This is a genomic window from Alkalispirochaeta americana (assembly GCF_900156105.1).
In the GTDB taxonomy this organism is placed as follows: Bacteria; Spirochaetota; Spirochaetia; order DSM-27196; family Alkalispirochaetaceae; genus Alkalispirochaeta; species Alkalispirochaeta americana.
In genome coordinates, this window is the sequence record NZ_FTMS01000008.1 from 54,729 (window position 1) to 67,575 (window position 12,847).

Annotated in this window: 11 protein-coding genes; 6 read left to right on the forward strand and 5 right to left on the reverse strand. The window is 60.1% G+C overall.

Features of this window, described 5'->3' with window-relative positions:
- Positions 1–31: 31 nt before the first annotated feature.
- Entirely contained in the window at positions 32–1,618 is a 1,587-nt protein-coding gene (locus BW950_RS07195; protein ID WP_076488618.1) for a peptide chain release factor 3, read from the forward strand.
- A gap of 90 nt (positions 1,619–1,708) precedes the next feature.
- On the opposite strand, the gene BW950_RS07200 is transcribed toward BW950_RS07195, so the two are convergent.
- Entirely contained in the window at positions 1,709–2,569 is an 861-nt protein-coding gene (locus BW950_RS07200) for an ATP-binding cassette domain-containing protein (RefSeq protein WP_076488619.1), read from the reverse strand.
- 161 nt (positions 2,570–2,730) lie between these two features.
- Between BW950_RS07200 and BW950_RS07205 the strand changes: the two genes are divergently transcribed.
- Positions 2,731–3,741 carry a dihydroorotate dehydrogenase-like protein gene (locus tag BW950_RS07205; RefSeq protein ID WP_076488620.1) on the forward strand — a complete coding sequence of 337 codons (1,011 nt, stop codon included), beginning with the start codon at positions 2,731–2,733 and terminating at the stop codon, positions 3,739–3,741.
- A gap of 10 nt (positions 3,742–3,751) precedes the next feature.
- Positions 3,752–4,813: an aldose epimerase family protein gene (locus BW950_RS07210; protein WP_076488621.1), complete on the forward strand. Its 1,062-nt coding sequence runs from the start codon at positions 3,752–3,754 to the stop codon at positions 4,811–4,813.
- Between the two features lie 61 nt (positions 4,814–4,874).
- On the opposite strand, the gene BW950_RS07215 is transcribed toward BW950_RS07210, so the two are convergent.
- The 4 genes from BW950_RS07215 to mnmA are packed head-to-tail and all read right to left on the reverse strand — an operon-like array spanning position 4,875 to position 9,476.
- Entirely contained in the window at positions 4,875–5,366 is a 492-nt protein-coding gene (locus BW950_RS07215; protein WP_076488622.1) for a hypothetical protein, read from the reverse strand.
- A gap of 9 nt (positions 5,367–5,375) precedes the next feature.
- On the reverse strand, positions 5,376–7,376 hold the full coding sequence (locus tag BW950_RS07220; protein ID WP_076488623.1) for a methyl-accepting chemotaxis protein: 2,001 nt from the start codon (positions 7,374–7,376) through the stop codon (positions 5,376–5,378).
- 28 nt (positions 7,377–7,404) lie between these two features.
- Positions 7,405–8,394: a tRNA dihydrouridine(20/20a) synthase DusA gene (dusA, locus tag BW950_RS07225; protein WP_076488624.1), complete on the reverse strand. Its 990-nt coding sequence runs from the start codon at positions 8,392–8,394 to the stop codon at positions 7,405–7,407.
- The gene (mnmA, locus tag BW950_RS07230) at positions 8,391–9,476 is read right to left on the reverse strand and encodes a tRNA 2-thiouridine(34) synthase MnmA (RefSeq protein ID WP_076488625.1); all 1,086 of its coding nucleotides are present in this window, start codon (positions 9,474–9,476) and stop codon (positions 8,391–8,393) included. Before mnmA ends, dusA begins: the two co-directional genes overlap by 4 nt.
- A gap of 305 nt (positions 9,477–9,781) precedes the next feature.
- On the opposite strand from mnmA, the gene BW950_RS07235 reads away from it, so the two are divergent.
- From BW950_RS07235 to fni, 3 genes are all read left to right on the forward strand, one after another.
- A complete protein-coding gene (locus BW950_RS07235) occupies positions 9,782–10,291 on the forward strand; it encodes a type 1 glutamine amidotransferase domain-containing protein (protein WP_076488626.1) in 510 nt (169 codons plus the stop codon).
- 110 nt (positions 10,292–10,401) lie between these two features.
- Entirely contained in the window at positions 10,402–11,676 is a 1,275-nt protein-coding gene (locus BW950_RS07240; protein ID WP_076488627.1) for a hydroxymethylglutaryl-CoA synthase family protein, read from the forward strand.
- Positions 11,673–12,845 (forward strand): type 2 isopentenyl-diphosphate Delta-isomerase, encoded by a 1,173-nt coding sequence (gene fni, locus BW950_RS07245; RefSeq protein ID WP_076488628.1) that lies wholly within the window; start codon positions 11,673–11,675, stop codon positions 12,843–12,845. The genes BW950_RS07240 and fni overlap by 4 nt, the downstream gene beginning before the upstream one ends.
- The last annotated feature ends 2 nt before the right edge of the window (positions 12,846–12,847 follow it).

Consider the following 12,847-nt stretch of genomic DNA (forward strand, 5'->3'; position numbering starts at 1 on the left):
TGGCACGACGCAGACAGCATAAAACACACCCATGAAACAAACAGACGAAATACAACGACGACGAACCTTTGCGATCATCAGCCACCCCGATGCAGGAAAGACCACCCTCACGGAAAAGCTTCTGCTTTTCGGAGGTGGCATCCGCACTGCCGGAGCGGTGAAATCCAACAAGATCACCCAGACCGCTGCCTCAGACTTCATGGAAATCGAGAAGCAACGGGGAATCTCCGTGGCAACAGCGGTGATGAGTTTCCCCTACCAGGGAAAACTCATAAACATTCTCGATACACCGGGTCACAAGGACTTTTCCGAAGACACCTATCGGACCCTCACAGCTGTGGACAGCGTGATCCTCGTGGTGGACAGCGTGAAGGGGGTTGAGGAGCAGACGGAAAAACTGATGAAGGTCTGCCGAATGCGGGACACGCCGGTGATGATCTTCATCAACAAGATGGACCGGGAAGGCCGCCCCCCCTTTGAACTCCTGGACGAACTGGAAGAGAAACTGCAGATCAGCCTGAGGCCCCTTTCCTGGCCGATCAGCGCCGGCAAGGATTTTCGCGGGGTCTACAACCTCCACGAAAAAAACCTCCACCTGTTCCGACCGGGAAAAACTGTCGTGGAAGAGGAACGTCTCCTGGTGAAAGACCTGGACGATCCGGTCCTGGATCAGCAGGTAGGGAGTAATGCCCGGCGGCTCCGCGAGGATGTGGCGCTTATTGAAGGGGTCTACGATTCATTCTCCCGGGAGGACTATCTGGCGGGAGCCCTTGCCCCGGTCTTTTTCGGTAGCGCCCTCAACAACTTTGGCGTCCGGGAGCTTCTGGAAACCTTTGTGGAGATCGCCCCCCCTCCCTTGCATCGGGAGACCAATCTTCGAACGGTGGAACCCGATGAACCCTCTTTCAGCGGCTTTGTCTTCAAGATTCATGCAAATCTTGATCCTCGCCACCGCGACCGGATCGCCTTTCTCAGGATCTGTTCCGGGACCTTCGAGCGGTCCAAAGCGTTTCTCCATGTTCGCCAGGGCAAACAGGTACGGTTTACCAGCCCCTACAGCTTCATGGCAGAGAAAAAACAGGTCGTCGATCAGGCCTTTCCCGGTGATGTGGTGGGTCTCTACGACCGGGGTGATCTCAAGATCGGGGATACCCTCACCGAGGGAGAGCTCCTGGAGTTTCAGGGGATTCCCAGCTTCTCGCCGGCTATCTTCAAGGAAGTGGTGAACGCCGATCCCATGCGATCAAAGCAGTTCCATAAAGGTATCAGCCAGCTCACCGAAGAAGGGGTGGCCCAGATGTTCACCCAGGGAAAGAACAAGCTTATCGTGGGAACCGTGGGAGAACTGCAATACGAGGTCATCTCCTACCGGCTGGAGCATGAGTACGGCGCAGCCTGCAGGTTCGAGCCCCTCCCCTACAGCCAGGCCCGCTGGATCAGCTCGGAAGATCCCCAGGCCCTGGAGGAGTTCCTCCGCTTCCGGGACAGGAATATCGTCCACGACAAAGACGAGAAGCCCGTTTATCTTGCCGAATCAGAATGGGTCCTGAACTCGAATATGGAGAAACACCCCAAGGTGGCGTTCCACACCAACTCCGATTTCAAACTGGTTCAATAACCGCCCGGCCCGGGGCCAGCCCGGCCAGGGGCCAGCCCACCGGGAGCCAGCCCGGCCCGGGGCCAGCCCGCCGGAAGATCCCTCAAAGGGTTACTCCGAGGGATCATCGGGATCGGCATCACCCAGACTGGCCTGGTTCAGCATATCCCGGTAGAGGGTCTGGCGCTGGTAGAGCGTGTCCCAGGGAGCTTTGAAGGCAACCTCCAGACGTTCCCTGCTCAAAAGCTCCTGGGGGTCACCGGCCTCTACAACACCATCGGTGTGAAAGAGAACAACCCCCTGGGCAAACTTTCGAGCCAGGTGCACATCGTGAACGCTGGCACAGATCGTGACCCCTTTCCCGGCGCAGTATTCCCGGAGATAGGCAAAGATTCGCTCCGCCCTCTCGGGCTCCACCGCAAAAACCGGTTCGTCCATCATGAGCACGGGAGACCCGTAGAGAAGCCCCATGGCGATGATCGCCCGCTGCATCTCTCCCTTGCTGAGCTCCTGCATGCGCGATCCCAGAAGAGGTTCTACCCCCGTTGCATCGAGCACCTCCTGACGGTGCAAGGCTGCCGAAGCAGGATCTGCGCTATTGGACGACACGGCATCAAGGAGCTCGCCCAGGGAACCCTCTGTCTCGAACTCCATGTTCTGGTAGATAAAGGAAACCTGCTGGTTTCGCCGTTCCTCGCAATCGGGGTCTGCTTCGGCCTCAAGAAAATCCTCCGTTGAGGTTCCCAGAAGAGTTATCTCTCCCTGACAGGGGAACAGCCGGGCCGCTCCCAAAAGCATAAGGGTGGTCTTCCCGATTCCGTTGGGACCTACCAGAAAGGTTAGTCCCCTGGGCATGGCCAGAGAGAGATCGGTGAAGACCATCTCCTGATCGGGGGCGTAGGAGAAGGAAACACCATGAAACGCGATCGGTGCGTTCCCGTCTTTGTTGTTCGATGTTGCGTGATTCGCCATGGCGGAACCATACCCTGTAAAAACACCTTCTTACCAGTCCGGATCGTACGAGAAAAAGAGAGAATCCTCGGAATGATTCTCGTTGACCTTGTGAACCCTGGGAACTACACTTAGTGAAGCGGTTTCCCGCTACATAATGCAATGATTTGAAGGAGAACGGTATGGCAAATCTGAAATCTACGTATATGGGGTTGCCCCTGAAAAACCCCCTTGTCGTTGGTGCCTGCAGCATGACCGCACACATGGATTCCATAAAACGGATCGCCGACGCCGGCGCAGCAGCAATCGTTATCCAGTCGCTCTTTGAGGAACAGATTCAGCTCCAGAAGGCCCGCCTTGAGGAGGAGCTGACGATCAGCGACAACCTGGATGCGGAAATACAGGATCTCTTCCCCGATATCAAGCACAGCGGCCCCGACGAACACCTCATGTGGGTTCGGAAGGCCAAGGAAGCCGTGGATATCCCCGTTATCGGAAGTCTGAACTGTGTAAACCCCGAGACCTGGTCAGAGTGGGCGGTCAAACTGGCAGAGACCGGCGTGGACGCTCTGGAACTGAACCTCTTCGCCATTCCCCTGGATTCATCCAGAAGCGCCGCAGCCATAGAAGAGGAGCAGCTGGACACCCTTCGCCAGGTAAAGCAAAAGGTATCGATCCCCGTCTCGGTCAAGCTGAGTCCCTTCTATACCAGCCCCCTGGAGCTGATCCACCGCATGGACAAGGCTGGCGTGGACGGGTTCGTTCTCTTCAACAGGCTCTTTCACCCCAGCTTCAATATCGAGAAAGAAACAGGGAAATACCCCTTCAACCTGAGCTCCTCCAACGATCACCGTCTGGCTCTGCGCTTTGCGGGGCTCCTCCACGGCGAGCTGAAGGGGTCAATCTGCGCCTCCAACGGTATCCATACGGGCGAGGACGCGATCGAAGTTCTTCTTGCCGGGGCTGATGTCTTCCAGGCTGTAAGCACCCTCTACAAGAACCGCATCACCGCCATCGAGAGCATTCTGGGAGAGATCTCCACCTGGATGGATCGCAAGGGTTATTCCTCGCTTGATGATTTCCGGGGCAAGCTCAGCGTCAAGAAGACCCCTGACCAATGGACCTACCGCCGGGCCCAGTATGTGAAGATGCTTCTGAAGGCCGACGACTACGTGGCCCGCCCCTCCGTATGAGGTTCTGCTGATGAATGTATCAATCACCGAGAGTGATTTCGGCCGCCTTCCCGACGGGAGGGCGGTCTCTCTTTTTACACTTCGCAATGCCGCTGGCATGAGCGTCTCCCTTTCCTCCTGGGGGGCCCTGGTGACCAGTGTAACCGCCCCGGATCGCCTGGGCCGAAGCGGGGAGATAACCCTGGCCCGCAACACCCTGGAGGAGTATCTCGAGGGGCACCCCTACTACGGGGCCCTGGTGGGCCGGGTGTGCAACCGCATCTCTTCGGGGGGATTCTCCCTGGAAGGGATCCGCCACAACCTGCCCTCCAATCTTGGGAAGATCCATCTCCACGGGGGTATCCGGGGGTTCGACAAGCATCTCTACGAGACCGGGACGGTTCAGGACGAATCCTGGAGCAAGGTCATCTTTCGCCGACTCAGCCCCTCCGGCGAGGAAGGGTACCCGGGCAATCTGGAGGTCTGTCACACCATAACCCTTACAGAGGACAATCAGCTTGTCTTTGATTTCGAGGCGGAAACCGACGCGCCCACGGTGGTGAACATGACCAACCACTGTTACTGGAACCTCTCGGGGGAGCCCGCTATCATGGATCACGAGGTCCAGGTGATGGCCGAGGCAATCATGGAGGTAGATGAAAACTATATCCCCACGGGCCGACTTCTGCCCCTGGAGGGAACAGCCTTTGACCTGAACCATCCCCGGACGGTCCGGCAGGGTTTCCAGGAGCTTCAGACTGCGGGGATAAAGGGCTACGACCACTCCCTGGCAATACGGGGGTGGAATCCGGGAGAGCCCCTTCTGCGGAAGGCGGCAGTACTGCGCGCTCCCGCAACGGGCAGGGCCATGGAAATAGCCACCACCTATCCAGCGGTGCACGTCTATTCAGGAAACAACCTGACGGGAGAAACAGGAAGGGCAGGCGAGACCCTCTCGGGACAGGAGGCTATCTGCTTTGAGTGCCAGTTCTTTCCGGATTCGCCCAACCGGCCGGAGTTTCCTCCGATCACCCTGGTGCCGGGAGAACGCTACCGGCACCAGACGGTGCATCGGTTTTCGACCTTTTCATAGAAGGGGGGCGCCCCCCTTCCCCGAACTCTCTCCGGAGCCTCGCCAGGCTTCGGAGAGGCCTTCAGGCCTCCGGGCCGGAAGGCTCCGAACCAGGCACCCCGGGGAGAACAGCCTCAGCCAGATGATCCAGCAGGGACGAGCCTTTTTGCTCTACCGAGAAGACAAAGGGCCGATCCTGTCCTGTGATATCCGTGAGGCAACAGGGGCTCCCCTGAGAACCAAGAAGACGCGCCAGGGGCCCCGGCTCTTCCCCCCGATCCAGCAGGAGATCCTCCGAAAGCGGAACCTCGAGCACCACCTCTCCCGACGAGGACGCGCCGCCCCCGACTGAGGCCCCTCCTCCGAGAGCAGAAATCCAGTTCTGCTGGGGGAAGTGGTGGAAAAAGAAGCTTTCCTCCGTGAGGTAGAGCAACCCCCAGAGGGGACCCGAGACCTCCCTTCCTGAAAGGTATCGACCCAGTGCGTAGGATCGAACAGGGCACCCCAGCTCTTCCTCCCGGGTGCGCCAGAAGTCATGCCGCTCCTGGCCGGTCTCGTCGATAAAATCAGTCATCACCCCTCCTCAGGACGAAGGGAGAGGCGCTTCTTCGGGCTTGAGGGCAACACCCGTTTCATGATCTTCCTCTCGTTTTCCATTTTTGCCTGTACCGCCCCGTCCGCCCGTACTGCCTGCGCTGAGGTTCTCCCCGGACGAGGCTTCTCCTTCTTCTTCGGACGAATCCTGGGATCCTATCCTGAACGTCTCCACCAGCTCCGAGAGCACCTGGGTGCGCCCCCGGCTCTCGTCGGACAGGCGGGAGATGTCCGTAAGCGAGCCCAGGACCTCCCGCGCTCCATGATCTATCTCCTCCAGCCCGTTGGCAATGGTTCCGGACATCGCCTCGGCCTGATCCATAACAGCGGCGATCTCCCGGGTGTTATCGGCGATCGTCCCGGCCGAGTCATTCACCGCTTCGGTTATTCCGGCAATCTCCCGGGTGGTTTCCACGATGGACTCGCTTCCGCTACTGAGCTGCACCATGTTGGAGCTGATCTCCTCCAGGGCGGTACGGAAGAGGTTTACATCCTTGCTGATAACATCAAAGGTTTCAGCACCGACCTGACTGGCCTCAAGGGCATTTCTGATCTTGCCGGTGATCGATTTCAGCAAGGAATCGATCTGGTACGCGTTATCACTGGTGCTTTCCGCAAGTTTCCGGATCTCTTCGGCCACAACGGCAAAGCCCCGTCCTGCGTCCCCGGCGTGGGCACTCTCAATCGCGGCGTTCATGGAGAGGAGGTTTGTCTGCTCCGCCACGGCGTTGATGATCTCGATGATTTCCAGGATATCGTCGATCTCGGCCGTAACAGACCCGATGATATCCTTGGTGTTGTTTATTTTCTCCCCGCCTTCGAGGATGACCTGGACCAGCTTCTCGGCGGCGTCCTTGCGATCCTGGGAAAGGCGCGTCACATCCTGGATGGAACCGTTCATGACGTCTATGGCGGTGCTGCTGCGCTGAACGCTCTCGGCCTGGCGCTGGATGCTCTCTCGCAGGGACTGAATCCGCTGGTCTATATCGCTGACAGCGGTTGTGCTGTTGTCGATACCGGTATCGAGGTTGCGAAACTGCGCCGTCAGGGAGGCGATGTTCTGACTGATCTCGTGAAGCGCCGAGGCGCTTTGGGATGAACCCGCCGCAAGGCCGTCGGTGAGCTCCTCCGTGGCATCCACGGCCTCACGGACGGAGATGATAAATTGCTCGATCACCTCCAGGGTCTGGTTGAGGTTCCCCCCCAGACGCGAAAGCTCGTCGTTTCCCGAGAGGGTGGAGCGAACGGTCACATCCCGGGTAGCAACCCGGCTCATGGCCGTCTCCAGGCTGTAGACCCGGCGGGTGATCCCCCGGGTGAAATAATAGACCGCCACCACCGAGACGATGGTAACCACCGTGGCAAGGATCGCGATGGCCCGGTGGATGATCAACCGGATCGCGTCGGCCTGGCGTTCCACCGCTCCGGCAACGTTCAGGAGGTTGCCCTCCACCAGATCCCGCGCGGCCAGGTCAAAGGAACGCAGTTCCGAAATCAGGCGGCTCAGCTGAAACTGGATGAAAGGGTACGACCCATCCTCCATGAGGTACTGATTCAGCAAAAGAAGCCCCCGCTTGCGGAACATGGGGATCGTCTCGTCGTCGAGGATTTCCTGAAGCTGATTCCGGGCTCCGGCAAAGCGCTCCCGCGAACCGGCCCAGACAAACTGGGTTCGTTCCAGGGAATCCGCCAGAGCACGAGGCACATAGGCCAGGGCCGAGTGTTCTCCCAGCTCCGCCAGGGCCTGATCAAACTGCTGGAACCGGCTGTCCCACTGCTCTACCATGCGGTCCACCGTGCGCTCCGAGACCAGAAGTTCCTTGTTGATATCCGTGAGCCGATAGACATGGCGCAGAACGATGTTTGTTTGCAAGTTGAAATCGTCAATCTGGTTGACGATCCGGTAGGCCACCAGAATCCCCCCTGCCACCAGGGCAAAGGCTACCAGGAGAGAAATAACGATAATGTTTATTTGCGATCGAATTTTCACAGTTGCTAGTGTAGTACGACCATCTGTATCAGGCAAGGGATTCTTTTTGAACATCCCGGGGCACTGAGGCCAGAGCGTGTCCGAGGAGCTGCTCCGGAGGGAGGTCGGGCAAGGCGCCACTCAGACCCCGTTTCCAGCTGCGGGCCCCGGGCCGTCCGGCGAAGAGCCCCAGCATGGGCGTGAAGACCCAGCGGGGGGAGCCCCCCCGGGAACAAAGATCCTCCAGATAGGGGATCATCTGCTCTACCACCTTCTCCCGGGTCAGCCCCTCGGCCTGTAGCCGGAAATCTCCAAAAACCGCCCCATCCAGGCGCGCCAGCAGCGCCGGATCAGCAAAGGCGGCCCGTCCTATCATGACTGCGTCCAGATGCTTCAGGTGGTCCTGAACGTCCTGGAGGGACCGCACCTGGCCGTTTATCTCGATCTTCAGATGGGGGCGATCTTCCTTGAGCCGGTAGACATCATCATACCGCAGGGGCGGCACCGATCGGTTCTGCTTCGGCGAGAGCCCCCGGAGGACCGCGATTCTGGCGTGAACGGTAAAGCGCCGAACACCCGTGGCTGCCAGGGTGTCCACAAAGGAGAGCATATCCTCGTAGCGGGGGGTCTCTTCCAGACCGATCCGGTGCTTCACCGTCACCGGTTTGTCCGTGGCCGAACGCATTGCCTGGAGAAGGCGCGCAACCAGAGGAGGGTCTGCCATCAGGCAGGCCCCAAAGTTCCCCTTCTGGACCCGTTCGCTGGGACATCCCGCGTTGAGGTTATACTCGTCGTACCCGAAAGGCTCGGCCAGCTCCACGGCCCGGGCCAGCTCATCGGGATCGTCCCCGGCGAGTTGAAGGCTCAGGGGGTGCTCGTCGGGATGGAAGGCCAGGAGCCCCTCCCGATTACCGTGGACCACCGCCGCCGAGGTGACCATCTCGGTATACAGAAGCGTTCGCCGGGTAAGCCGCCGGGCAAAGTAGCGGTAGTGCCGATTGGTCCAGTCCAGCATGGGAGCCACGCTTACGGGGATCACGGGTAATCCTCCCGGGGCAGAATCATTCCCGAGCCGAGACACTCCAGGGATCGGTAGAAGACTGCAAACTGGCCCGGAGCAACGCCCCGGTCGGCCCGCTCCATGGTGACTTGAAATCCCCGGGCCGAGGGTTCAAGACGACAGGGAATGAGATCCGGCCCGTGGCGAAGTTTCAGCTGCAACGATGATGATCCCGCCCATTCCCCGGGCGGGTCGGCCAGGGCGTTCACGGAGCCGACCTCGAAGGTATCCCGCGCCTGATGAGCCACCCGTTCGGCGTGGGAGACCCTGACCAGGTTGGTATCGATGTTCCGGTCCGTTACGTACCAGGGGCCGTTGCCGAGGCCCAGCCCCTGACGCTGACCCACGGTGAAGAACCAGGCTCCCCGGTGACGGCCCAGCTCGCGGCCCGTCTCGTGCTCCACAATGAGGCCCTCCTGCTCACCCAGGTAGTGGCGGACAAAATCGCTGTAGCGAATTTTCCCCAGAAAGCAGATCCCCTGGCTGTCGGGGCGATCCTGGTTGGAGAGATTCAGCCCCACGGCCCGCTCGCGGACCTGCGCCTTTGTGAGCTCCCCCAGGGGAAACTCCGCCCGGGCAAGCTGCTCCTGGGAGAGATGGGAGAGGAAATAGGTCTGATCCTTCACGGGATCCGGTGCCATTGCCAGACGGGCGAGCCCCCCACCTTCATCCCGGTATACCCGGGCGTAGTGGCCCGTGACGACACGATCGGCCTCCTCCTGGAGGGCATCAAAAAACGCTCCGAACTTGATTCGCTGGTTGCAGAAAATGTCCGGCGAGGGGGTGCGACCCGCCCGGAGTTCATCCAGGGTGTAACTCACCACCCGCTGGTAATACTCCTCCTGGAGGGGAACCACCTCCAGCGGAACCCCCGCCGAGGCGCACACTGCCCGGGCGTGGTGAAGATCCTCCTCCCAGGGACAGGCCCCCAGAAAGGAGAGTTCCTCTTCGAGCCAGATTTTCAGATAATAAGCCCGGACGCATCCCGGGGCCTGGCGCGCAACCTGGTGGAGCGCCACGGCGCTGTCGACCCCGCCCGAGACCAGCGCGGCGTACCTCATGGCGCAGACCTCGCGCCGTATGTTTCACAGGACAGGTTCATAGTCAGACATGGTTGCAAATTTATTCCGCCGGGGCAAGTTATTACCGGATTATTACCGGATTATTCCCTGTGGCAGGACCCCGCAGGACACCTTTTTTTGTATATTTTTCTCAAGAGAAGCAAACTCCATGGTACGGTAAGACCTGGTATGGCACGGAGCGAGTACCGGACACCGATGGAGACGGCACGAGGCCGGGAGAAAAAACGATCAGCCCATAAGAGATCAGCAGATTAACGACAGATTAACGACAGAAGGAGTGTTTCATGGTAGTAGCAAGTCTGATTCACCACGATTTTGAAGACCTGGAGTTCTGGTACCCCAGCCTTCGCTTGCAGGAGGCAGGCCATACCGTGCACGTTCTGGGAGAGCGGGCCCGTGAGACCTGGCGCGGAAAATACGGAGTCCCCGCCGAGAGCACCCACAGTTTTGAAGAGGTCTCGGCCGACCACTACGATATGCTCCTCGTTCCCGGCGGCTGGGCTCCCGACAAACTCCGGCGCTTTCCTGCAGTGCTGGACCTGGTTCGCACCATGAACGACTCGGGGAAGATCATCGGCCAGATCTGCCACGCCGGGTGGGTTCTGGCCTCGGCAGGTATCCTTCAGGGACGAACCGTCACGAGCACCCCCGGCATTCGCGACGATATGACCAACGCCGGGGCGATCTGGGTTGACAAACCGGTGGTGGTAGAGGGCAATCTCGTCTCCAGCCGCCGCCCGCCCGATCTGCCCCACTACGGGAAGGCTCTGGTCGAGGCCCTTCTCGGCCGTTGAACCGACAGACCGGGAACGGTATATTTGGAAGGAATACAGACGCCCCCCGGGAATCTGATGAGGCCCCGGGGAGTTCCTGGAGCCCGGAGCCGACCAAGAAAGGACTTTGAATGACTGGAAAACCGGTTGGAATCAGCGATATGACCCTCTTCGTGCCAACCCCGAAGATAGATCTCTCTACCCTCCTTGAAACTCGCGCCGCTGCAGATCCCCGCTTCGCGCGGCGCCTGCGGCTGGCCATCGAATCGACCAACCAACTGGCGATGCGCTTCCCCGCTCCCTGGGAGGACCCCGTCACCCTGGCAGCCCAGGCCTCGGATGAACTCCTTCGCCGCGGCGGCGATGCCGAGGGCCGGGCCCGGTCCCTTCGGTTTCTGGCCACAGGAACCGAGACCTCCGTGGATATGTCGAAACCGATCTCCGCCTACGTCCAGGGCGCGCTCCAGCGAAACGGTCATGATCTGCCCCAGACCCTCTCAACTTTCCAGGTACAGCACGCCTGCGCCGGGGGAACCCTGGCGCTGATGAGCGTGGCCTCGCTCCTGCAAACAACGGGCCGCCAGGGTGATCGGGGGCTTGTTATGTGCACCGATATCGCCCGCTACGAGACTCCTTCCACGGCGGAGATTACCCAGGGAGCAGGCGCGGTGGCCATGCTGGTCGAGGAAAACCCCCGGTTGCTGGAGATGAACCTAGCATCCACGGGCTTCTCCTCGAGCGATGTGGACGATTTTTTCCGTCCTCTGGGGTCTGTTACAGCCCGGGTGAAAGGCCGCTACTCCGTGGACTGTTACAACGAGGCTCTGGAGATAGCCTTCCTGGACCACTGCGCCAGGGCAGGAACCGATCCGGCGCGCACCCTGAAAGAGACAGACCTCTTTGTGGTACACGTCCCTTTCCACAAGATGGCCCTCATGGGGATGTCCCGTCTGGTGGAGCGCTACCTGGAAACAGCTCCGGCCGAAACCAGGGCCTTCCTTCAGGAGCGCAATTTTCAGGCCGGAATCGAGGCGATCCGGCATATCGGGAATACCTACTCTGCCTCGGCCTTCATATCCCTCATGTTCACCCTTGCCGAACGCTACCAGGCAGAGGGTGATGCCCTGGCGGGAAAAAAGATTCTCCTGGCATCCTACGGATCGGGCAACACCATGTCGGTGGTTTCCCTTACGGTGGCCCCCGATGCCCCACAGGTTCTGGCCTCCTGGGATATGGAACACGTCCTGAGTGAAGCCCGGCCCGCCAGTTTTGCCGATTACCAGACCTTCGTGGGAGAGGTTCCCCCGAAGGAGACCAGCGACACCTCTTCGATACCCCCGGGCCGGTACTACCTCAAGGAGATCAGGGACGACCAGTACCGGATCTATGAATGTAGCACCCCATGAACCACCTCGAAGCGGATAATCCCCAGGCGGATCACCCTGATGTGAGCGTCCCCGAAGCGGGGGGCCTCGCTCAGCGCAAAGCACAGCATCTGGAAATATGCCTGGACCAGGAGCGGTTTGCCGTAGAGACCTCCCGCACCCGCCTGGACGAGGTCCGGTTGGTCCACCGGGCCCTTCCCGAGGTTGATGCCTCAAAGGTGGATACGGGGGTATCTTTCCTGGGAATGCCCTGTCGCCTGCCTTTCTTTATCTCCTCCATGACGGGGGGGTCCAGCCAGAGCTACCGGACCAACAAGGATCTTGCCACTCTGGCTGCGGAACTGGGAATTCCCGTAGGCATGGGCTCAATCCGGATTCTCCTGCGGAAACCCCAGGTGATCGATGATTTCCGTCTCAAACGGTTTGCTCCCTCGGTGCCGGTTTTCGCCAATATCGGGGGGGTTCAGTTACCCCGTACTTCCCACGACCCGCTGTACCGGCTTCTGGAGACGCTCCAGGTGGATGGCGTTGCGATTCACCTGAATCCGGGACAGGAGCTCTTTCAGCCCGAGGGAGACCGAAACTTCCAGGGAGTTCTGGATGCGATCGCCCGGTTCATTGAGAGATCACCCGTGCCGGTCATGGTGAAGGAGACAGGCTTCGGAATACCGCCCCGGGAAGTGGAACACCTCTTTGCGGCGGGAGCCACCTATGTTGATCTGGCCGGAGCAGGCGGAACCAATTGGGTTCGAGTGGAGTCCTTTCGAAGCGAGAACCCGGTGGAGCAGAGGGTTGCCCGGGAGTTCGATACTTGGGGCATACCCACCGGTCTGGCCCTGGCCGCCCTGGGGCGACACCGGCGGGGTGTTCTGGCCTCGGGAGGTATCCGCACAGGCCTGGAGGTGGTAACCTGCCTTGCTCTGGGGGCGGAGGCCGTGGGAATGGCGTTGCCCTTTGTCCGGGAGTTGGCCCGGGGGGGAATTCCGCAGGGCCTGGCTTTCGGCGAGGCCCTGGCTCAGGTAATCCGGAACGCCCTGGTGCTCACGGGGTGCACCCGAGTTGAGGAGTTGCGCCGGGTTCCGTTGCTGCCGGGGGAGGCCCTTCTTCGGGATGCAGCGATCCTTCGGGCCGATTCAGGAGATATCGGAGCCGATTCGCTGGAAAAAAGCAGCCCCGACCCCTCAGAATAGAT